Source organism: Pseudomonas sp. LFS074 (assembly GCF_047978165.1).
Classification (GTDB): Bacteria; Pseudomonadota; Gammaproteobacteria; order Pseudomonadales; family Pseudomonadaceae; genus Aquipseudomonas; species Aquipseudomonas putida_P.
Genome location: NZ_JBFPFV010000002.1, coordinates 1,233,983 through 1,253,381 on the forward strand (window position 1 = coordinate 1,233,983; position 19,399 = coordinate 1,253,381).

The 19,399-nt window shown below is 62.3% G+C and carries 21 protein-coding genes; 6 read left to right on the forward strand and 15 right to left on the reverse strand.

Going from position 1 to position 19,399, the window contains the following annotated elements:
• Positions 1 to 26 precede the first annotated feature (26 nt).
• The 5 genes from ACNQP3_RS23840 to colR all read right to left on the reverse strand — a co-directional run bounded on the left by ACNQP3_RS23840 (position 27) and on the right by colR (position 3,736).
• The gene (locus ACNQP3_RS23840) at positions 27 to 260 is read right to left on the reverse strand and encodes a hypothetical protein (RefSeq protein ID WP_012274030.1); all 234 of its coding nucleotides are present in this window, start codon (positions 258 to 260) and stop codon (positions 27 to 29) included.
• On the reverse strand, positions 260 to 958 hold the full coding sequence (locus ACNQP3_RS23845; protein WP_012274031.1) for a lipopolysaccharide kinase InaA family protein: 699 nt from the start codon (positions 956 to 958) through the stop codon (positions 260 to 262). The genes ACNQP3_RS23840 and ACNQP3_RS23845 overlap by 1 nt, the downstream gene beginning before the upstream one ends.
• A 6-nt stretch (positions 959 to 964) precedes the next feature.
• Positions 965 to 1,645, reverse strand: a complete 681-nt coding sequence (locus ACNQP3_RS23850; protein WP_012274032.1) for a class I SAM-dependent methyltransferase — start codon at positions 1,643 to 1,645, stop codon at positions 965 to 967.
• Between the two features lie 107 nt (positions 1,646 to 1,752).
• On the reverse strand, positions 1,753 to 3,063 hold the full coding sequence (locus ACNQP3_RS23855; protein WP_012274033.1) for a sensor histidine kinase: 1,311 nt from the start codon (positions 3,061 to 3,063) through the stop codon (positions 1,753 to 1,755).
• A complete protein-coding gene (colR, locus tag ACNQP3_RS23860; RefSeq protein WP_003255215.1) occupies positions 3,053 to 3,736 on the reverse strand; it encodes a two-component system response regulator ColR in 684 nt (227 codons plus the stop codon). The genes ACNQP3_RS23855 and colR overlap by 11 nt, the downstream gene beginning before the upstream one ends.
• A 183-nt stretch (positions 3,737 to 3,919) precedes the next feature.
• On the opposite strand from colR, the gene ACNQP3_RS23865 reads away from it, so the two are divergent.
• Entirely contained in the window at positions 3,920 to 4,648 is a 729-nt protein-coding gene (locus ACNQP3_RS23865) for a phosphatase PAP2 family protein (RefSeq protein WP_012274034.1), read from the forward strand.
• Between the two features lie 152 nt (positions 4,649 to 4,800).
• On the opposite strand, the gene groL is transcribed toward ACNQP3_RS23865, so the two are convergent.
• The 5 genes from groL to ACNQP3_RS23890 all read right to left on the reverse strand — a co-directional run bounded on the left by groL (position 4,801) and on the right by ACNQP3_RS23890 (position 9,450).
• The gene (gene groL / locus ACNQP3_RS23870) at positions 4,801 to 6,444 is read right to left on the reverse strand and encodes a chaperonin GroEL (RefSeq protein WP_012274035.1); all 1,644 of its coding nucleotides are present in this window, start codon (positions 6,442 to 6,444) and stop codon (positions 4,801 to 4,803) included.
• 48 nt (positions 6,445 to 6,492) lie between these two features.
• Entirely contained in the window at positions 6,493 to 6,786 is a 294-nt protein-coding gene (locus tag ACNQP3_RS23875; RefSeq protein ID WP_012274036.1) for a co-chaperone GroES, read from the reverse strand.
• 242 nt (positions 6,787 to 7,028) lie between these two features.
• Entirely contained in the window at positions 7,029 to 7,490 is a 462-nt protein-coding gene (locus ACNQP3_RS23880) for an FxsA family protein (RefSeq protein WP_012274037.1), read from the reverse strand.
• A 65-nt stretch (positions 7,491 to 7,555) separates the two neighbouring features.
• On the reverse strand, positions 7,556 to 8,287 hold the full coding sequence (locus tag ACNQP3_RS23885) for a HugZ family protein (protein ID WP_060493229.1): 732 nt from the start codon (positions 8,285 to 8,287) through the stop codon (positions 7,556 to 7,558).
• Between the two features lie 152 nt (positions 8,288 to 8,439).
• Entirely contained in the window at positions 8,440 to 9,450 is a 1,011-nt protein-coding gene (locus ACNQP3_RS23890; protein ID WP_012274039.1) for a DUF481 domain-containing protein, read from the reverse strand.
• Positions 9,451 to 9,602: 152 nt separating this feature from the next.
• Between ACNQP3_RS23890 and ACNQP3_RS23895 the strand changes: the two genes are divergently transcribed.
• Both ACNQP3_RS23895 and ACNQP3_RS23900 read left to right on the forward strand, forming a co-directional pair.
• Positions 9,603 to 9,956 carry an MGMT family protein gene (locus tag ACNQP3_RS23895; protein WP_012274040.1) on the forward strand — a complete coding sequence of 118 codons (354 nt, stop codon included), beginning with the start codon at positions 9,603 to 9,605 and terminating at the stop codon, positions 9,954 to 9,956.
• A 43-nt stretch (positions 9,957 to 9,999) separates the two neighbouring features.
• A complete protein-coding gene (locus ACNQP3_RS23900; protein WP_012274041.1) occupies positions 10,000 to 11,547 on the forward strand; it encodes an AmpG family muropeptide MFS transporter in 1,548 nt (515 codons plus the stop codon).
• Between the two features lie 67 nt (positions 11,548 to 11,614).
• Here the strand turns inward: ACNQP3_RS23900 and ACNQP3_RS23905 are convergent, their stop codons facing one another.
• From ACNQP3_RS23905 to ACNQP3_RS23915, 3 genes are all read right to left on the reverse strand, one after another.
• On the reverse strand, positions 11,615 to 12,859 hold the full coding sequence (locus tag ACNQP3_RS23905; protein WP_060493230.1) for an MFS transporter: 1,245 nt from the start codon (positions 12,857 to 12,859) through the stop codon (positions 11,615 to 11,617).
• Between the two features lie 113 nt (positions 12,860 to 12,972).
• Positions 12,973 to 13,815 (reverse strand): mechanosensitive ion channel family protein, encoded by an 843-nt coding sequence (locus ACNQP3_RS23910; protein WP_012274043.1) that lies wholly within the window; start codon positions 13,813 to 13,815, stop codon positions 12,973 to 12,975.
• Positions 13,816 to 13,929: 114 nt separating this feature from the next.
• Complete coding sequence (locus tag ACNQP3_RS23915; RefSeq protein WP_012274044.1) at positions 13,930 to 14,415, reverse strand: YajQ family cyclic di-GMP-binding protein; 486 nt, start codon at positions 14,413 to 14,415, stop codon at positions 13,930 to 13,932.
• A 100-nt stretch (positions 14,416 to 14,515) separates the two neighbouring features.
• On the opposite strand from ACNQP3_RS23915, the gene ACNQP3_RS23920 reads away from it, so the two are divergent.
• The 3 genes from ACNQP3_RS23920 to ACNQP3_RS23930 are packed head-to-tail and all read left to right on the forward strand — an operon-like array spanning position 14,516 to position 18,063.
• Complete coding sequence (locus tag ACNQP3_RS23920; protein WP_012274045.1) at positions 14,516 to 15,433, forward strand: putative 2-dehydropantoate 2-reductase; 918 nt, start codon at positions 14,516 to 14,518, stop codon at positions 15,431 to 15,433.
• Between the two features lie 37 nt (positions 15,434 to 15,470).
• Complete coding sequence (locus ACNQP3_RS23925; RefSeq protein WP_012274046.1) at positions 15,471 to 17,495, forward strand: ATP-binding protein; 2,025 nt, start codon at positions 15,471 to 15,473, stop codon at positions 17,493 to 17,495.
• A gap of 1 nt (position 17,496) precedes the next feature.
• The gene (locus tag ACNQP3_RS23930) at positions 17,497 to 18,063 is read left to right on the forward strand and encodes a cob(I)yrinic acid a,c-diamide adenosyltransferase (protein WP_012274047.1); all 567 of its coding nucleotides are present in this window, start codon (positions 17,497 to 17,499) and stop codon (positions 18,061 to 18,063) included.
• Positions 18,064 to 18,193: 130 nt separating this feature from the next.
• On the opposite strand, the gene ACNQP3_RS23935 is transcribed toward ACNQP3_RS23930, so the two are convergent.
• Together ACNQP3_RS23935 and ACNQP3_RS23940 are read right to left on the reverse strand one after the other, a co-directional pair.
• Positions 18,194 to 19,138 (reverse strand): Nudix family hydrolase, encoded by a 945-nt coding sequence (locus tag ACNQP3_RS23935; protein WP_012274048.1) that lies wholly within the window; start codon positions 19,136 to 19,138, stop codon positions 18,194 to 18,196.
• The coding region (locus ACNQP3_RS23940) for a glutathione S-transferase C-terminal domain-containing protein (RefSeq protein ID WP_416470521.1) at positions 19,135 to 19,399 on the reverse strand (265 nt) is incomplete at its 5' end. The genes ACNQP3_RS23940 and ACNQP3_RS23935, both read right to left, overlap by 4 nt.

Genomic DNA, 19,399 nt, shown 5'->3' on the forward strand with positions numbered 1-19,399 from the left:
TCTGGCATTTCTAGCTAACGCAGGGCTCAACCAAATGGCCGCAACCCCTGACGCAGGCCGAACAGGAACAGCAACAGGTCCTGATCTGGCGCGACCTGTGCCTGTTGCTGCGGTTTCGCTTCCCGCGGCAATGCGCACTGGTCGGCCATTTCGGCCTTGCTGAACACGTTCGGCCTCGGCTCTTCCCAGGCTGCCACCGCCACGGTGGTCACCGCCAGGCCAGCTACCAGGAACAAAGCTCGAGCTATTTCTAGTTTCATTACTCTAACCCTTTGACAGCGCTGCCAAACGCCATCTTGTAAAAGTAGAGCAGCGTCTGCCATTCCGCGTCATTGATCGACGAATGGCGGCGCAGCTGGCGCAGGTCGTTACCTGCTGCACGCTGGCAGCTGATGCGCCGTCGGCACTTTTCCAGGTCCAACAGCGCCACCTCGACGCGGGCCTGCTCACCCTCGCCAATTACCTTGATGAACACGTGCTTGCCATACAGGCAGCCGTGCTGCCAGTGCCCCAGGTGCATGCGTGCCAGGTTGTCCGCCAGGTCCTTGAGCATGCGCTCATGCACCACCTGTGGGTACCGCTCGCGGGCACCTTCGGCATGCCAGGTGTCGAGCTCGACAAAGCCGTCCAGCGCTTCACTGACCAGCAGCGCACGCCACTGGTGGTCGGCATCGCGCTCGGCGCCACAGAAAACAATGCGCGGTACACGCACGCCCAGTTGCTCGAAGCTGTTCAACGCATCCAGTTCACGCAATACCGTAGGCCGGCCGAAAGGGTGCAGCAGGCTGCGGTAGATATGCCCGACCTGCCGTTTGGCATACAGCAGCTTGCCATTGGCATCGTTGAGGCGTTGCACGCCACTCTCACCGCCGCGCCGCTGGTTAGGCTCCTCGACCCACTCGCCTTGCTGGCGCCAATAAAAATCGAAGCGCGACTCCCCTCTCTGGGCTACAGCCATCAAACACTACCCCTTACGCAATACGTAGACCCGCCACATGGCATAGAACGGCAGGAAGTCGAGGCGTTCCTGGATTCTGAAGCCGGCGGCCGTGAATTCTTCTTCGACCGTTTCGGCCGGTAACACGAAACGGTTCTGGTAATTGTCCTGTTCGGCCTTGGCGCTGCGGCGCTGCTCGAGTTTTTTCCGGCGCCAGGCCTTGAAGTTGCCATCCACCCACAGGGACAGGATCACACTATCACGGCTAACCCGCTGAAATTCCGAAAGTATGGTCTTTCTGTGCGCCGATTCGCCAATGTGGTGGAACAGACGCATACAAAAAATGCTGTCCACCGAGTTGTCCGGCAGGTCGATAGCAAATGCCGAAGTCTGCAAAGGCCGTACCCGTGCCACCACCTCTGGCGGTTGCGCCGCACAGGCCGTCTCGATCATCGCCTCGGAGTTGTCGGCCCCGATGATCACCCGGTTGGGCTTTTCAGCCAGCAGTGGCCAGAAGCGGCCGGCACCGCACGGCAGGTCCAGTACCAGGCCAGGCTCGCCAGCCAATGCCAGGGCGCGACGCGCCAGCTGCTCATCTCGCTTGTGGGAAAGGCGTCGCGCCAGGCCGTCCTGGTGCTTGAGAAAGTACTCACGCGCATGGTCTTTGTCGTACTTCTCGGAAAATTCAAGCTTGATGGGGCTACGCATTGGGTATCTCCTGACTCCATTGCGAGCACATTAGGTAGGCAAGCGTTGGAATCAGGTCATGCCAATGTGAAAAAAACGTTGAGCCCCATTTGACCTGTTACAACAGATTACTCAGCCAAGGCATCCGGGTCGCCTTGGCCGGCTGTGTTGCTCAGGTCTACCCGAAAGCGGCAACCATGCGGCAAAGTGGATGTCAGGGTGACATGCCAGCCCTGGTCGTCACAAATTCGCTGCACCAACGACAGGCCCAGGCCCAGGCCCTCGCCACGCCGTTCATCACCACGCACGAACGGTTTGAACATGGCCTCGCGCTGCTCTTCAGGAATACCCACGCCGCTGTCCTCTACACTGAAGCCGTTGGCTTCCAGGCTCAGGCGTATGTAGCCGCCATCGGTGTAGTGCGCCGCATTACGCAGCAGGTTGCCCATCACCGACTGCAGGAAGGTGGCGTTGTACAGCACCGGGCTGGCGCTGACACGGCCATCGAAGTACAGGGTGAGGCCCTTCTGTTCGATGGTGTCGCGCCATACGCCGATCAGCTCATCGGCCACTTCGCGCAGGGTCGCCTGCGATGCCACCGCACCCTCGTCGCGCTGCGCCCGGGCCAGCATAAGGAAAGTCTTGACCAATTCGCGCATTTCCTCGGTGGCCCGCGCCACACGTTCCACCTGGCTGCGCGCGCGAGCATCGAGGTTAGGGTTTTCCATCAGCAACTCGCAGGAGGTCGCCAGCACCATCAACGGTGTGCGCAGCTCGTGGCTGACGTCACTGGTGAACAGCCGTTCGCGGGTCAACGCGTCGCGCAGGCGGCCCAGGGTGTCATCGAACGCGACTGCCAGCTGGCCCACTTCGTCCGCCGCGTAATCCGGTGCCAGTGGCGGGGCCAGGCCCAGCAACTGGTCGCGGTGACGCACCTGGCGCGCCAGACGGATGACCGGTGCCATTACCCGACGTGCCACCAGCCAGCCGAGGATCACGGCCAGCACCAGGCTGAGCACGAAGCCCACCACCACCACCGCGAACAGCACACGCTCGCGCTCTTCGAAATCGCTCTGATCCTGCAGCAGTACATAGCGGCGGCCATCGACGATCTCGACCATGGCGTGATACGACAGTTGGTCGCGGAACACCTCGTGGAAGCCGCGATCGAGGTGGCGCAAGTCCTTGGGCAGCTCGAAATCGTCGCGCCCGCCGCTGAAGTAGAACAGCTGGTCGGGACGCGGCCGGTGGCTCCAGTCACTGACGCTGTCCATACGCAACAGGCGCTGCAGGTCACCGCCCAGTACCGAGGAAATCAGCCGCTCTTCAACCAGGTGCACGGTGGCGACGATGCCAAAGGCGAAGGCCCCGGCCACCAGCGCACTCATCAAGGCAAAAGCAATGATGATGCGCTGGGCAAGGCTTTGCTTAAACTCCATCGCGGCCCTCGGCGAGGCGATAGCCGACGCCATGGACGGTATGCAACAACGGTTTTTCAAACGGTTTGTCGATCACCTGGCGCAGCTGGTGCACATGGCTGCGCAGGCTGTCGCTGTCGGGGCAGTCGTCGCCCCACAGGGCTTCTTCCAGCACCTCGCGGCGCAGGACGTGCGGGCTTTTTTGCATCAGCACCGCCAGCAGCTTGAGGCCGACCGGGTTGAGCTTGAGCAGGCGGCCCTGGCGGGTAACTTCGAGGGTGTCGAGGTCGTAGCTGAGGTCCGCCACCTGCAGGGTACGGCGCCCGCCGCCCTGGGCACGGCGCAGCACCGCTTCGATGCGCGCCGCCAACTCCGACAGGGCAAACGGCTTGAGCAGGTAGTCATCGGCACCTGAGCGGAAGCCTTGCAAGCGGTCGTCGAGCTGGTCACGGGCGGTGAGCATGATCACCGGCGTGTCGCGGCGGGCGTCTTCGCGCAGGCGCTTGCACAGGGTGTAGCCATCGATGCCGGGCAGCATGATGTCGAGCACGATCAAATCGTAGTGTTCGGTGGCGGCCAGGTGCAGGCCGGACAGGCCATCCTGGGCACAGTCGACGGTGTAACCCTTCATGCCCAGGTAATCGGCCAGGTTGGCCAGGATATCGCGGTTGTCTTCAACCAAAAGAATGCGCATCGGTTTCTCCTGTGCGGCGCTTCTCGCTGTGGTGCGCGGCAGGCGCAGCTTAAGGCCTATGCCTGCACGGTGCCAGCCCCTGGGAAAATTCACCGCACTTGACGGTTTTTTCACTGATCCTTCACGGACACAGGATAGCGGCCAGCCGACAATGCCCGATCTTTTTCGCGCCCTGGAGCCGTCATGCAGCAACGCACCCGCCCTCGCCCGATCAACTACTGGCTGTACCTGGGGATACCCCTGGCGACCGCGCTGGCCTTGATTCTGCTGGAGCTGACTTCGGTCGACATGGATGTGGCCAACCTGTTCTTCGATCCCGTTGCCGGGCAGTTCATTGGCCGCCACAGCTACCTTCTGGAAAACATCCTGCATGACCGGGTCAAGCAAGTGGTGATTTTGCTGGGGGTGCTATCGCTGTTCACCTTTGCTGCGAGCTTTTTCTGGAAGCGCTTGTTCGGCTGGCGCCGCGAATTGGGCTGCCTGGTGCTGGCACTGGGCTTGTCCACGGCGTTTGTCACACCGCTGAAGAAGGTCACCCAGGTGCAGTGCCCGTGGAGCCTCACACAGTTTGGCGGCACGGAAACCTACAGCAAGCTGCTGGAGCCACGGCCGGCTACCGACAAAGCCGGGCTGTGCTGGCCGGGTGGGCATGCAGCCACCGGGTTCTGCCTGTTCGGCCTGTTCTTCATGTTGCGTGATCGCAAGCCGCGTCTGGCACAGGTGGCATTCGTGGTGGCCTTGATAGCAGGGTCGGTGCTGTCGGTGGGCAGAATGATGCAAGGGGCGCACTTCTTGTCGCACAACGTGTGGACGGCAGTGTTCTGCTGGTTGATAGGGTTGGGGTCTTATTACCTTGTGCTGTATCGGCATGGGGTGGCTGAGGAGCCTGTCGTCGAGCGTAGCGTCGCCTGACAGAGGAGCATGTCTTGAGTTTGATGCGGTGCGTAAACCGAGCGCCGCCCGCGCGGCGCTCGATCTCGCAGGCGCCACATAACCCACACCAAGCAAAAAGCCCCGGTTCTCACGAACCGGGGCTTTTTGATGGTGCAGGGGGTAAGGCTGGCTTACATCATGCCGCCCATGCCACCCATGCCGCCCATGTCTGGCATGCCGCCGCCAGCTGGGGCTTCGCTCGGAGCGTCAGCAATCATGGCTTCGGTGGTGATCATCAGACCGCCAATCGAAGCAGCAGCTTGCAGGGCCGAACGGGTGACCTTGGCTGGGTCCAGGATACCCATCTCGATCATGTCGCCGTATTCACCGGTAGCAGCGTTGTAACCGAAGTTACCCGAACCTTGCTTGACCTTGTCAGCGACAACGCTTGGCTCGTCGCCGGCGTTGGCAGTGATCTGGCGCAGCGGGGCTTCAACAGCACGGCGCAGCAGGGCGATACCGACGTTCTGGTCTTCGTTTTCGCCTTTCAGGTCAACGATCGCGGCCAGGGCACGAACCAGAGCAACACCACCGCCAGGCACCACGCCTTCTTCAACGGCTGCACGGGTAGCGTGCAGGGCGTCTTCAACGCGGGCTTTCTTCTCTTTCATTTCAACTTCGGTGCCGGCACCGACCTTGATCACGGCAACACCGCCAGCCAGCTTGGCCAGACGCTCTTGCAGCTTCTCACGGTCGTAGTCCGAAGAAGTTTCTTCGATCTGGGCGCGAATCTGCTTGACGCGTGCTTCGATCTCGGTGTCGGCGCCAGCGCCGTCGATGATGGTGGTGTTTTCCTTGGACAGGATGACGCGCTTGGCGTTACCCAGGTGCTCCAGGGTAGCGGTTTCCAGGGACAGACCGATTTCTTCGGAGATGACCTGGCCGCCAGTCAGGACGGCGATGTCCTGCAGCATGGCCTTGCGGCGGTCGCCGAAGCCTGGCGCCTTGACCGCTGCAACCTTGACGATGCCGCGCATGTTGTTGACTACCAGGGTAGCCAGCGCTTCGCCTTCGACGTCTTCGGCAACGATCAGCAGTGGGCGGCCGGCCTTGGCAACGGCTTCCAGAACTGGCAGCAGCTCACGGATGTTGGAGATTTTCTTGTCGACCAGCAGCAGCAGCGGGCCTTCCAGCTCGGCAACCATGGTGTCTGGCTTGTTGACGAAGTATGGCGACAGGTAGCCACGGTCGAACTGCATGCCTTCTACGACGGACAGTTCGTTTTCCAGGCCCGAGCCTTCTTCAACGGTGATCACGCCTTCTTTACCGACTTTTTCCATGGCTTCGGCAATGATGTTGCCGATGGAGTCGTCAGAGTTGGCGGAGATGGTGCCTACCTGGGCGATGGCCTTGGAGTCGGCGCATGGCTTGGACAGGTTCTTCAGCTCGGCAACGACTGCAGCGGTGGCCTTGTCGATACCGCGCTTGAGGTCCATCGGGTTCATGCCGGCAGCGACGGCTTTCAGGCCTTCGTTGACGATGGCCTGAGCCAGAACGGTAGCGGTGGTGGTGCCGTCACCGGCAGCGTCGTTGGCCTTGGAAGCCACTTCCTTGACCAGCTGGGCGCCCATGTTTTCGAACGCGTCTTTCAGCTCGATTTCTTTGGCGACGGAAACGCCGTCCTTGGTGATGGTTGGCGCGCCGAAGCTCTTGGCCAGTACCACGTTACGGCCTTTCGGGCCCAGGGTCGCTTTTACCGCGTCAGCCAGAACGTTGACACCAACCAGCATTTTCTTACGAGCGGAATCGCCGAATTTTACGTCTTTAGCAGCCATGATCGTTTAATCCTTGGAATTCTTTGGAGTAACGGGAAGTCGGGGAAATCAGCCTTCGATGACGGCGAGGATTTCGTTCTCGGCCATGACCAACAGGTCTTCGCCATCGACTTTCACGGTGTTGCTGCCCGAGTAAGGGCCGAAAACCACTTTGTCACCCACTTTCACGGCCAGCGCGCGAACTTCGCCGTTTTCCAGGATGCGACCGGTGCCGACGGCAACAACTTCGCCGCGGTTTGGTTTTTCAGCGGCCGAACCCGGCAGGACGATACCGCCAGCGGTTTTCGATTCTTCTTCGCTGCGACGGATAACGACGCGGTCATGCAGAGGACGAAGCTTCATTGTCGATCTCTCCCAAATTGTGGTTTTCATCGGCCGGTATCGACACCGGCGGGTTGATGCTGTCCGGCGTTGCCGGGAGGTGGCCCGCAATGGGCGAACCACCTGTGTAATGTCTGGCGTTGCCGCCAGAAACCTTGCGGTGACCACATACATGAGGCCGCCATAATCAATTACAAGGCTTGAGATACAAAATTTTTCGTCAGACCAAAAAAACCGGGGCCGCTTGCGCGGCCCCGGGCGTTTTACTTGTCGCGGCGCTCGTACTCGCCTTCGATCACGTTCGGGCGATGGCCACCCTCTCGTGGCTGCGCTTGGAACGGGTCATCCTGGAACGCACGCTGACGCATGGCCTGGGCCTCGGCACGCTCACGCATCTTGCGCGCCGCCAGGCGGCGGGTGAACGGCAGCAGGCACAGCACGCCCAGCACATCGCTGATGAAGCCCGGCAGCAGCAGCAGGCCACCACCCACGGCCAGCATCATGCCCTGGAACATGTCCTCGGCGGGCAATTCGCCACGTTGCAGGCTTTCACGGGCGCGCAGTGCGGTGGCCAGGCCGGCCACCCGCATCACCAGCACACCCAGGGCGGAGCCGGCGATGATCAGCAGCAACGCCGGGAAGAAACCGATTGCCGCGCTGACCTTCACGAAGACGAACAGCTCCAGCACAGGAAAAATCAGAAACAGCAGTAGAAAAGCACGCATCAAGGGTTCCTCGACGGAAGATAACCTTCCAATAAGACCTCACATGGATGCCTGCGCTCCAGATTTCAACCCTCGACTTGCGCCTGAACCGGCCACTGGTCGGCGCGCGCCAGTAAAACCAAGGCTTCGCGGACTTGTGTCGGCGTGTTGCAAGTATTCGGGAATGGCAGCCAATACACGGCCTGACCGATGCGCAGGTGCATGCCTTCGCTGTCTACGCCAACCATCTGCGCCGGCGCATGCTGCGGCAGGTCGGTCAGTTCGACGTAATGGGCGATGGCGTTGGCATGATCGCTGTTCATGTGCTCGACCATGCTTGCCTCGGCCTTGCCGGCGAACGGATTGCCCAGGGTTACCTGGTCAAGCCAGTGGATGGCGCCGAAGCCGCCGATGTAGCGGTGGCGCACTGGCTGCAACACCCAGAAATCGAAGTCGTGGGCCTTGTGGTAGTTGGCCGCTTCCGGGAAATAGCGGTAGTAGCGCTCGGCAGCCGCCTCGATAGCGGCTTCGTCGACCAGCTTGTGTGCCTCGGCCATCACGGTCAGGCGCCCCACGGCCTGCACATCCTCCGCCTCGCGCTCACCCACCAGCAGCGAGCATTTCGGGTCTTTCTGCAGGTTGTGGGTGTGCTGGGCAATGCGGCTGATGAGGATCAGCGGGTTGCCCTGGGCGTCCAGGCAGTACGGCACGACGGAACCGAAGGGGTAGCCGGGCATCGACTTGGAATGAGTCGAGAGCACGCCACGGTATTCCTTGAGCAGCAGTTCCCGGGCGGGGCGGATGGCGTTGGTACTCACTTGAGGGCGGCTCCTGGCGGACTGGATGGAGGACAAGATAAGCATTATCAGGTCCAGTGCCAATGGGGTCCTTCCGACCGCCTGCAGGCCGTACACCATCCCCTGTAGGAGCGGCCCTGTGTCGCGATGGGCCGCAAAGCGGCCCCAAAAAATTACCAGGTAACGCCGAAGCCCGCGGTATAGCGCGTCTTGTCCAGGTCACTCTCACGCGTGCCGGTGATGATGTCCTTCTCCGCCTTGAGGTTCAGCGAGGCCCACTCGGTGACCTTGTAGCGCAGGCCAATCTCGGCATCCAGCGAGTAGTCGGCCACGCCACCCAACGGTTTGGCGAACTCGCCGTTGGTGAACAATTGCACGTTCTTGCCGATCAGGTAGCGGGTGTAGTCCCACTTCACCGCCGCGGAATAGAAGTTGTCCTTGGAGCCGTCCTGGTACTCGAAGTCGGTGCGGTTGATCAGCGAGCCCAGCGAGAACGCGCCCAGTTCGTCATCCCAGAACTGGTAACCCGGGCCGGTGCCGACGGTACGCTGACGGGCCAGGTCTTCGATACGGTCGCGCTTGTATTCCGCACGCCCCTGCCAGAACCACTTCTCGGTCATGAAGCGGTCCAGGGCGTACTCGGCGCTCCAGTTGTCGGTGGTGGTGACGTCGTCCTTGGTCTCGCGGTTGTATTCGCCTTCGGCATTGTGCCGCCAGCGGCCATGGCGGGCGGTGGTCTTGAAGCCTACGTCGTAATCGTCGGTGTCGTTCTCGGCGCGCTTGTAGTCCAGCGCTACGTCGACGTTGCCTTTCCATACGAAGTCCTCGACCAGGGGCTTGGGCTTCATGATCTGCTCGATGCTGGCCAGTTCCACCGTTTTCGGCGCCTCGCCATTGGCCAGAGTCACCTTGCCTGGCTCGGCGGCCTTCAGCGACTTGGCCTTCTCACCGCTGTAGGCGTCCTGCTTGACCAGCATCTCCTGGTCGCTTTCCAGGGTTTGGACTTCTTTCCAGTCCAGGGCGATCGACCCGCCATAGGGGGTTTCCAGCAGCAGCTTGCCGCCGTCGAAAACTTTGATCTTGCCACTGAGCCGGTCACCGTTTTTCATCCACACGGTGTCGGCGAACACCGGGGAGGCGCACAAGGAGGCAGCTAGCAGGCACAACAACGATCTAGTATTCATAAGCGGACTACGGGTTCGATTCGACGAAAAAAGCCGGGCATTATCCAGATACCGCCGGCCAGAGCAAGGACAGACCGAGCACATGCCGTTGAGTTCAACTCTCATTTGCCGGACCACCGGTCCGGTTTCATCTACAGCCCAAGGGGGGCGTGATGTCTGATGGATATGCGCACGCGCTTGATTCCGCCGAGGGCCGACGAACGGCGCTATATTCAGTACTTGGGCAGGTGCCGGCCGGCAAAGTGGTGAGCTATGGCCAACTGGCCGAACTGGCAGGGCTTGGCCGAGCAGCGCGTTGGGTCGGCCGTACCCTTGGGCAGTTGCCCGAGGACACACGCCTGCCCTGGCACCGGGTGCTCGGTGCAGGGGGCCGGTTGAGCCTGGCACTGGGCACCCCATCGGGGGATGAACAACGGGCGCGACTACGCGCGGAAGGTGTGAATGTAACCAACAATCGTGTGGATATGACGCGCCATGGCTGGCGCCCAATGGAGCACAGCGGTTAGAGTGCGCGCTTTGTTTTCGCAAACTTGAGGCAGATGTTGGCCCATGCCCCGTAAAACCTGGCGCGCTGCGCTTGCTGCCTATGCCAGCCCGTCAACCTTGGTACTTTTGCTACTCGGTTTCGCCGCCGGCCTGCCCTACATGCTGGTGTTCTCGACCCTGTCGGTGTGGTTGCGCGAAGCCGGCGTGGCCCGTGAAACCATTGGTTATGCCAGCCTGATCGGCCTGGCCTACGCCTTCAAGTGGGTGTGGTCGCCGCTGCTCGACCAATGGCGCCTGCCGCTGCTCGGTGGCCTGGGTCGCCGCCGCTCGTGGCTGCTGTTATCGCAGGCGCTGGTGGTGATCGGCTTGGTCGGCATGAGCCTGTGCGACCCGCAACAACATCTGTCATGGCTGATTGCCATGGCCGTGCTGGTGGCCTTTGCCTCGGCGACCCAGGACATCGCTGTGGACGCCTACCGCTTGGAGATCGCTGACGACCAGCGTCAGGCTGCGCTCGCTGCCAGCTACATGGCCGGGTACCGGGTAGCTGCCCTGCTGGCCACGGCCGGCGCGCTGTTCTTTGCCGAATGGTTCGGCTCCACCGGTTTCAGCTATCTGCACAAGGCATGGGCCGGCACCTACGTGATGTTCGGGGTCATGATGCTGCCCGCCCTGTTCACCACCCTGGTCATGCGCGAACCGCCAGTGCCCATGCGCACTCAGCTGTCGGCAGCACGCTATGGGCTGGTGCACCAGATGGCCTCGGTGTTCGTGTTGATCATCCTCCTGGTGTCGGTACCGGCCAGCTTCACCCAGATGTTCAACACCGGCTGGTCCAGCGTGATTTCCGGTGACGCCACGCCGCTCGATCTGTTACTGGAAGACCGCGCTTTCCTGCGCCTGATCCTTTACGTGCTGCTGACCTGGGCGTGCCTGTCGAGCCTCGGCCGTCGCGGCCTGGCCCCAGTGCTGACCCCGGTCAACGACTTCATCGCCCGCTACCGCTGGCAAGCCCTGCTGCTGCTTGGCCTGATTGCCACCTATCGCATGTCGGACACGGTGATGGGCGTAATGGCCAACGTGTTCTACATCGACATGGGCTTCACCAAGGACCAGATCGCCAGCGTCAGCAAGATCTTCGGCCTGATCATGACCCTGGTCGGCGCCGGGGTCGGCGGCCTGTTGATCGTGCGCTTCGGGATCATGCCGATCCTGTTCATCGGCGGCGTAGCCTCGGCCGGCACCAACATCCTGTTCCTGATGCTGGCAGACATGGGCCCGAACCTGGAAATGCTGGTGGTGACCATCTCGCTGGACAACTTCAGCTCTGGCATGGCCACTTCGGCCTTTGTCGCCTACCTGTCGAGCCTGACCAACCTCAAGTTCTCGGCGACCCAATATGCGCTGCTCAGCTCGATCATGCTGCTGTTGCCACGCCTGATCGGCGGCTATTCGGGGGTGATGGTGGAGAAGTTCGGTTACCACGACTTCTTCCTGATTACTGCCTTGCTGGGCGTGCCTACATTGATTCTGATCGCCCTGCAGTGGCGCCAGGAGGCTGGGCGAGGCACCCCGGTGGCAGAGGAAAACTCGGCGGCCGAGCGGCCCTGATAGATCGATGGCCCCTGTACTGGCCTATTCGCGGGTGAACTCGCGCAGGCCAGTACAGGCAATGAAGTTACTGAGCTACAGCCCCTTCCCCAGGGCGCCCGCCTACGACAAACCACAACGGCCACAACGCCAACGCCCCCGCCACACCCGCCGCCAAGGCAAAGTGCAGCAAGCTGGCACCGGCGCCAATCATCGCCAGCAACGCCCCGCCCAGCCCCAACAAGGCAATGGTGATCATCCCCAGCATGGCCGAAACCAGGCCCTTGCTTTGCTCGCTGGAGAACAACGTCATGCGGTACAGCACCGCGTTGGCCACGCCCAACCCCAGTGCGTACAGCGACATGCCCGCCACCACACTGGTCACGCTCGGCCAGTACCAGGTCACCAGCACCATCAGGCTCAGGCCGGCCAGGTACGGCCAAAGCGCGCCACGCACCAAAGCCGGCAACGGGTAGCGGTCGGCGATACGGTTGATGATCAGGTTGCCGAGAATCAGCCCGCCAAATACCGGCAACTGCCACAACGCGTATTCCAGGGTGCTTAAACCCTCATCGTGAATCAGCAGCACCGGCGACAGGCCGATCCAGCCAATCAGTGGCAAGCCGACCAGCCCAAGGGCAGCGCTGCCGGCAACGAAGCGACGGTTGGCCAGCAACTGGCCGTAACCCGCCAGCAGTGGCAGCAGGTGGATTGGTGTGAATGCCAGGCGCGAGCCATCTCGGCGTTCCACACCCAGGGTTTCCGGCATCAGGCGATACAGCAGCAGCCAGACCAACACCGCGCCAATGGCGAACGCCACGAACAGCCAGCGCCAGTCCAGCCACTGCAGCAACAAGGTGCCCACCAGCGGCCCGAGCAGCGGCGACAGCAGGGCAATGTTGGCCAGCAAGGCCATCATGCGCACGGCATCAGCCTCGCTGAAGGCCTCGTTCAGCGCCGGGTAGCTGACCGTGACCACAAAGCCCAGGCCTATGCCCTGCAACAGGCGCAGCAGGTTGAACAGGCCAATATCATGGACCCAGAAGGTGGCCAGGCAGGACAAACCGAAGAACGCGCAACCGACCAGCAGCAACGGGCGCCGGCCATATCGGTCGGCCAGCGGGCCGATCAGCCATTGCAGTACCACGCCCCCCAGCAGGTACAGGTTGAGAGCATGGGGAATGTATTCGGGGCTGGCGTTCAGGTCGCCGACCACCACCGGCATGGCCGGCATGACCGCGTCGCTGGCCAGGTAGGTCAGCAGCTCGAACAGAGCCAGGGTCAGGCCGAACAGCAAGGCACGCAAGGGGGTGATGTACAGCAGTGGTTTCATGATGGCGTATCGGGTGTGACAGGAAGGGTCAGGCTATATGCCAGAAATGGGGTGATATTGCTGTGAACAAGTGTAAAAAAAGGGCCGCATTGCGGCCCCGGTCTCATGCGTAATTACTGCGCTGCAGTCTCCTGCACCACACGAATCACCCGCTGCGGGAACGGAATGTCGATCCCTTCGGCCTTTAACCGGTCACGCGCATGCTCGTTGAGCATGAACATCACGTCCCAGTAATCGGACGTCTTGGTCCACAACCGCAGCGACACGGTAATCGAGCTGTCGCCCAACGTCGCCACTACCGCCTGCGGTGCAGGGTCAGGCAGCACACGCGGGTCCTCTGCCAGCGCCAGCAGCACATTGCGAGCCTTCTGCAGGTCGGCCTCGTAGTCCACACCTACATCGAACACCACCTTGCGCGTCGGCTGGCGGTTGGTGTTGGTGATGATGCCGTTGGACAGGCTACCGTTGGGCATGATGACGGTCTTGTTGTCACCGGTGCGCAGCACGGTGTGGAAGATCTGGATGCTGTCGACGGTGCCGGAAACACCCTGCGCCTCAATCCAATCACCGATACGGAACGGGCGGAACATCAAAATCAACACACCGCCGGCGAAGTTCGCCAGGCTACCTTGCAAGGCCAAGCCGATGGCCAGGCCTGCGGCACCGATGGCGGCAACGAACGAGGTGGTCTCGATGCCGATCATCGAGGCCACGCTGACCATCAGCAGCACCTTCAGCACGATGTTCGCCAGGGTACTGATAAAACCCTGCAGCGCCAGGTCGGCGTTGCGCAGGCCAACCAGCTTGCCGAGGCGGGCGCTGACCTTGTTGATGATCCACCAGCCGACCGCGAGGGTGAGCAGTGCCAGCAGCACACGGCTGCCGTATTCCATGATCAAAGGGATCCAGGTTTGCGATTGGCGGACCAGCTGATCGACTTCAGCGTTCAAATCCATACTCATCTCCTGATGCCGAGCGGCAAGTACACGGTAAAACAGGCCGCGCGTGTTTACGCAGCCCCGGCCCCCATGGACATCATTACGCCATCGGGGTTCCGGGCGGCGCCTGCATCAGTCGCGGAAGTTGTTGAACTGCAGCGGCATGTCAAATTCCTTGGTGCGCAGCAGGGCAATGGCTTCCTGCAGGTCGTCGCGCTTCTTGCCGGTTACGCGCACCTGCTCGCCCTGGATGGCGGCCTGTACTTTCAGCTTGCCATCCTTGATGGTGGCAACGATCTTTTTCGCCAGGTCCTTGTCGATGCCCTCGCGGAACTTGGCTTCCTGTTTCTTTTCCTTGCCGGAAGGGTACGGGTCCTTGGTTTCCAGGCATTTCACGTCGATCTTGCGTTTGACCAGTGCCAAGCGCAGGATTTCCAGCATCGCTTCGAGCTGGAACTCTTCCTCGGCGGTAAGCATCACGGTCTGATCTTTGTCCTTGAACTCGAAGGAGCCCTTGCCCTTCAGGTCGTAACGGCGATCAAGCTCCTTGATGGCGTTATCAACGGCGTTCTGCACTTCGTGCTTGTCCAGTTCCGATACCACGTCGAACGAAGGCATGGTTGTTCTCCCAAAATAAAAGCGCGCTCAGGCTGAAGATGGAGCGCGCTGGGTTTGACGGTTAAAATGCGGGCTCATTATAACGGGTTGCGAAACGCATATGAGCAGCACCTGGCATATTCTCGGCGCCGGCAGCCTGGGCAGCCTGTGGGCCTGCCGCCTGGCACGCGCGGGCAAGGCAGTGCGCCTGATCCTGCGCGACGGGCAACGGCTGCAGGCTTATCAGCAGGCCGGCGGCCTGACCCTGGTCGAACAGGAGCAACCCCAGCACTACGCCATCCCTGCCGAAACCGCGCAGGCGCAAGGCCCGATCCACCGCCTGCTGGTAGCCTGCAAGGCCTATGATGCGGCGCTGGCGATCGCCGGTGTAGCACCGCGGCTTGCCGAGGGCGCCGAGGTACTGCTGTTGCAAAATGGCCTTGGCAGCCAGGATGAGGTCGCCGACCTGGTGCCACGCGCGCGCTGCATCTTCGTCTCCAGCACCGAGGGGGCCTTTCGCGAAGGGGACTGGCAGGTGCGTTTTGCCGGCCATGGCTTCAACTGGCTGGGCGACCCACGCAACCCCACGATCCCTGCCTGGTTCGATGACCTGCACGAAGCAGGCATTCCCGCTGAGTGGACGGTGGACATTCTCACCCGCTTGTGGCGCAAGCTGGCGCTCAATTGCGCCATCAACCCGCTGACTGTGCTGCACGACTGCCAGAACGGCGGGCTGCTGGGGCACTTGGCTGAAGTGCAGGCTCTGTGCGTCGAGCTGGCCCAGTTGCTACGCCGCTGTGGTCAGCCGAAAGCAGCCGATGAGCTGGACGAAGAAGTGCAGCGGGTTATCCTCGCCACCGCAGCCAACTACTCTTCGATGTACCAGGACGTGCGCGCGGGCCGGCGCACCGAGCTGCACTACCTGCTCGGCCATGCCTGCCGGGCCGCAGGCCGGCATGGCCTGCAGCTGCCGCAGCTGGAACACCTGCTGCAGCGCCTGGTCGAAAACCTGCGCACGCGTGGCTTGCCCTGCGACTGACGCGGCCCTCCAACCGGATACGGACATTGCCTAGCCCATGACCTTGCGCCAACGCCTGGAAAACCTGCCGGTCGGGCAGAAGCTGCTGGCGGCCCTGCTGGTATTGCTGGTAACCATCCTGCTGGTGGCCAACCTTACCTTCATCAGCGCCGCCTACTGGATCACCCAGGAAAGCATGGCACCGCAGGCTCTGCAGACCATAGGCCGGCTGGTAGCCAACCCGCAGCTTGCGGCCCGCGCCGGCGATACCCCCGACACCGCCAGCGCCCTGCTCAAGGAGCTGGACAGCTACACACCGCTGCGCGCTGCCGCTGTCTACGGGGGTGATGGTCGCCTGCTTGCACAACTGCAGCATGGCGAGCCGCTGGCCCTGCCCAAGCGTTTTCGCAACATCGACGGCTGGCGCCTGATGGAATTTCGAAGCACTCAGCTGATCCGCATTCCGCGCGATGCCAACCCACCGGCGCACCTGCTGCTGGTGGCCAGCAGCGAACTGCCCACGGCCTTCTACACCGGCACCCTCAGCGCCAGCCTGGGCATTCTGGTGTTCAGTATCCTGCTGTGGATCGTCATCGCCCGGCAGATCAAACGCCTGATCACCCAGCCGATCAACCAGCTGGAAGAACTCAGCCGCCAGGTCACCCGCGAAGAGAGCTACGCCTTGCGCGCCCGGCGCGGCAACGACGATGAAATCGGCAGCCTGGCCGAGGCTTTCAATACCATGCTGTCGCGCATCGAGGCCCGCGAGCATCAGCTCAAGCGCGCCCGCGACGAATTCCAGGATGCCTACGACCAGGCTCAGGGCCTGGCCGAGGAGACCCGCCACACCAACCGCAAGCTGGAACTGGAAGTGCAGGTGCGCAGCAAGATCGAGAAAAAGCTCACCGGCTTCCAGAACTACCTCAATAGCATCATCGACTCGATGCCCTCGGCACTGATCGCCCTCGACGAACAGCTTTACGTGACCCAGTGGAACCACGAAGCCACGGTGCTTTCCGGCACGCCGCTGGACGAAGCACTGAACCAGCCAGTGTTCATTGCCTTTGAACCGCTCAAGCCGTTCCTGCCACAGCTGAAGGAAACCGTGGAAAAACACCGGGTGGCGAAGATCGAGCGGGTTACCTGGCCCAAAGACGACGACCTGCGCCATTACGCCCTGACCTTCTACCCGCTGACCGGCGGCGGCGGGCGCGGTGTGGTCATCCGTATCGACGACATCACCCAGCGCCTGTCACTGGAAGAAATGATGGTGCAATCGGAGAAAATGCTTTCGGTCGGTGGCCTGGCTGCCGGCATGGCCCACGAAATCAACAACCCGCTGGGCGCCATCCTGCACAACGTGCAAAACATACGCCGACGCCTGTCGACCGACCTGCCGCGCAACCAGGAACAGGCCCAAGAGCTGGGCATCGACCTGGCCACGGTCAACCGCTACCTGGACAGCCGCGAGGTGCCGCAACTGCTCGACGGCATCGCGCAAGCCGGCGCCCGGGCGGCGAAAATCGTAACCCACATGCTCAGCTTCAGCCGACGCAGCAACCGCCAGCTGGTGCCGTGCGAGCTGCCGGCACTGATCGACCAGGCACTGGAAATTGCTGGCAATGACTTCGACCTGGCCATCGGTTTCGACTTCAAGGGCCAGGCAATCGTGCGCCAGTTCGACCCCAACCTGGGGCCAGTACCCTGCACGGCCAACGAGCTGGAACAAGTGCTGCTCAACTTGCTGAAGAACGCCGCCCAGGCCATCCACCAGCGCCCGCAGCCGAGTGAGCCCGGGCGCATCACCCTGCGTACCCGGCTGAACCCGCCATGGGCGGAGATCCAGGTCGAGGACAACGGCGTCGGCATGCCCGAGGCGGTGCGCAAGCGCACCTTCGAGCCGTTCTTCACCACCAAGGAAATCGGCCAGGGCACCGGGCTTGGCCTGTCGGTCTCGTACTTCATCATCACCAATAACCATAAGGGGCAGATGGAAGTGCAGTCCACGCCCGGCCAGGGCACTTGCTTTACCCTGCGCTTGCCCCTCGGCCAGCCGGCGACGCCGGCCAACACGGAGAAGTGACATGGGCTACCGCCTGTCGAAGATCTACACTCGCACCGGCGACAAGGGCGAAACCGGCCTGGGCGACGGACGCCGGGTACCCAAGGACCACCCGCGGATCGAGGCAATTGGCGAGGTGGACAGCCTGAACAGCCAGTTGGGCCTGCTGCTGGCGGGGCTGGACGAGCAAGGGCTGGACGAGCTGAGTGCTGTGCTGGTGCCATGTCAGCACCGCTTGTTCGACCTGGGTGGTGAGCTGGCGATGCCCAGTTACCAGGCGTTGACCCTGGCAGAGGTGGAGCGCCTGGAGGCGGCCATCGATGTGTGGAACGAAGAGCTGGGGCCGTTGAAGAACTTCATCTTGCCCAGTGGTTCGGCGCTGGTGGCACAAGCCCATGTGTGCCGCAGCCTGGCGCGCAGTGCAGAGCGGCGGTGTCAGCAGTTGAATGCCATAGAGCCGCTGCAAGGCGTTGGGTTGGCGTACATCAATCGGCTTTCCGATCTGCTGTTCGTGGCAGCGCGGATCATTGGCAGACGCCAGGGCGTGGCTGAGGTGTTGTGGCAGCCTGCTGAGAAACCGAAAGGCTGAAATTTACGCGATTCCCTGTGGGAGCGGATTTACCCGCGAAGCATCCAACGCGGTGTATGGCACCGGCTGCGCCGGTGTTCGCGGCGGTTCGACGCCTCGATGAACCCGCTCCCACTGGGGCCCAATTGACTCAGATTTCAGGCCAGAACGCGCGGATCCCTGCCACACCCTGTGCCCCGGCATTCCAGGCCTGCTCGCGCTCGCCCGGCCCTACCCCGCCCAACAGGTAAACCGGCTTGCTGAACCCGGCAATCAATCGCTGCGCCTCATCCCACCCCAGCGGCACCGCCTCTGGGTGAGTCTGGGTCGCCTGCACCGGCGACAAGGTGACAAAGTCCACGCCCATCTGCTCAGCCAGCGCCAGTTCCTCGACGCTGTGGCAGGACGCCGCCAGCCAGCGCTCCTTGGGGAACGGCCTGCCTTTGGCGGCGTACTTGCGCAACTGCGCAGCCGTCAGGTGCCAACCCGCCGACGGGAAATCGCCCAGCCATTCCAGCGGCCCCTTGAGCATCAACTGAGCCTTGCCTGCGCACAGCCCGACGGCATCCACCGCTACATCGCGGTACTTGGGGTCGTACATGTCCGGCGCCCGCAACTGAATCAAGCGCGTACCGTTGGCCACCGCCCTCTGGATGCCTTTGAGCATCTGCGGCACTTCCAGGCCATCCGGGGTAATCAGGTACTGGTCCGGCAGGCGTGCGGCTGCAACGATCGGCTTGTTGGCCTCAGGGAATTCGTACTGCGGCAAATCGCGCGGCGCAACCCATTCCAGCGGCTGCCCTTCCGCGCCATGAGGTTCGCCCGTGAACGCTTCGACCTCGCGCACGTCCAGCAGCACCTGTTTGTCCGGGTAGTCATGGCTGACCTTGATCAGCGCACGCGAGCGGGTCACCTCGATGCCCAGCTCCTCGCGCAGCTCACGGGCCAATGCCGCTTCCACGCCTTCCCCCTCCTCCACTTTGCCGCCGGGAAACTCCCACAGGCCGCCCTGGTGCTGGGTATCGGCCCTGCGTGCAATCAGAATGCGGCCGTCAGTACCACGAATGACCGCAGCTACAACATGTATCCGTTTCACCCTTCACGCTCCGCCAGGCCGGCCTGCTGCCATGCCTGGAAGGCTGGCCACTGATAAATGGTTTCGATGTAGGCTGCCGCCTCTGCCGGCACCTCTACGCGGTAGGTGCGCAGGCGCACGGCCACCGGGGCGAAGAAGGCGTCGGCCAGGCTCGGCTTGCCGAACAGGAACGGGCCGCTGTCCTTGGCCACCACGCGGCATTCGGACCACAGCGCGACGATGCGATCGATGTCGACCTGCACCTCAAGCGGTATATCGTCC

What these genes read in the sequence shown, in the direction of transcription:
- ACNQP3_RS23840 (WP_012274030.1), bottom strand. Translation starts at nt 260, where the DNA reads ATGAAACTAGAAATAGCTCGAGCTTTGTTCCTGGTAGCTGGCCTGGCG.
- ACNQP3_RS23845 (WP_012274031.1), bottom strand. Translation starts at nt 958, where the DNA reads ATGGCTGTAGCCCAGAGAGGGGAGTCGCGCTTCGATTTTTATTGGCGC.
- ACNQP3_RS23850 (WP_012274032.1), bottom strand. Translation starts at nt 1,645, where the DNA reads ATGCGTAGCCCCATCAAGCTTGAATTTTCCGAGAAGTACGACAAAGAC.
- ACNQP3_RS23855 (WP_012274033.1), bottom strand. Translation starts at nt 3,063, where the DNA reads ATGGAGTTTAAGCAAAGCCTTGCCCAGCGCATCATCATTGCTTTTGCC.
- colR (WP_003255215.1), bottom strand. Translation starts at nt 3,736, where the DNA reads ATGCGCATTCTTTTGGTTGAAGACAACCGCGATATCCTGGCCAACCTG.
- ACNQP3_RS23865 (WP_012274034.1), top strand. Translation starts at nt 3,920, where the DNA reads ATGCAGCAACGCACCCGCCCTCGCCCGATCAACTACTGGCTGTACCTG.
- groL (WP_012274035.1), bottom strand. Translation starts at nt 6,444, where the DNA reads ATGGCTGCTAAAGACGTAAAATTCGGCGATTCCGCTCGTAAGAAAATG.
- ACNQP3_RS23875 (WP_012274036.1), bottom strand. Translation starts at nt 6,786, where the DNA reads ATGAAGCTTCGTCCTCTGCATGACCGCGTCGTTATCCGTCGCAGCGAA.
- ACNQP3_RS23880 (WP_012274037.1), bottom strand. Translation starts at nt 7,490, where the DNA reads ATGCGTGCTTTTCTACTGCTGTTTCTGATTTTTCCTGTGCTGGAGCTG.
- ACNQP3_RS23890 (WP_012274039.1), bottom strand. Translation starts at nt 9,450, where the DNA reads ATGAATACTAGATCGTTGTTGTGCCTGCTAGCTGCCTCCTTGTGCGCC.
- ACNQP3_RS23895 (WP_012274040.1), top strand. Translation starts at nt 9,603, where the DNA reads ATGTCTGATGGATATGCGCACGCGCTTGATTCCGCCGAGGGCCGACGA.
- ACNQP3_RS23900 (WP_012274041.1), top strand. Translation starts at nt 10,000, where the DNA reads ATGCCCCGTAAAACCTGGCGCGCTGCGCTTGCTGCCTATGCCAGCCCG.
- ACNQP3_RS23905 (WP_060493230.1), bottom strand. Translation starts at nt 12,859, where the DNA reads ATGAAACCACTGCTGTACATCACCCCCTTGCGTGCCTTGCTGTTCGGC.
- ACNQP3_RS23910 (WP_012274043.1), bottom strand. Translation starts at nt 13,815, where the DNA reads ATGGATTTGAACGCTGAAGTCGATCAGCTGGTCCGCCAATCGCAAACC.
- ACNQP3_RS23915 (WP_012274044.1), bottom strand. Translation starts at nt 14,415, where the DNA reads ATGCCTTCGTTCGACGTGGTATCGGAACTGGACAAGCACGAAGTGCAG.
- ACNQP3_RS23920 (WP_012274045.1), top strand. Translation starts at nt 14,516, where the DNA reads ATGAGCAGCACCTGGCATATTCTCGGCGCCGGCAGCCTGGGCAGCCTG.
- ACNQP3_RS23925 (WP_012274046.1), top strand. Translation starts at nt 15,471, where the DNA reads ATGACCTTGCGCCAACGCCTGGAAAACCTGCCGGTCGGGCAGAAGCTG.
- ACNQP3_RS23930 (WP_012274047.1), top strand. Translation starts at nt 17,497, where the DNA reads ATGGGCTACCGCCTGTCGAAGATCTACACTCGCACCGGCGACAAGGGC.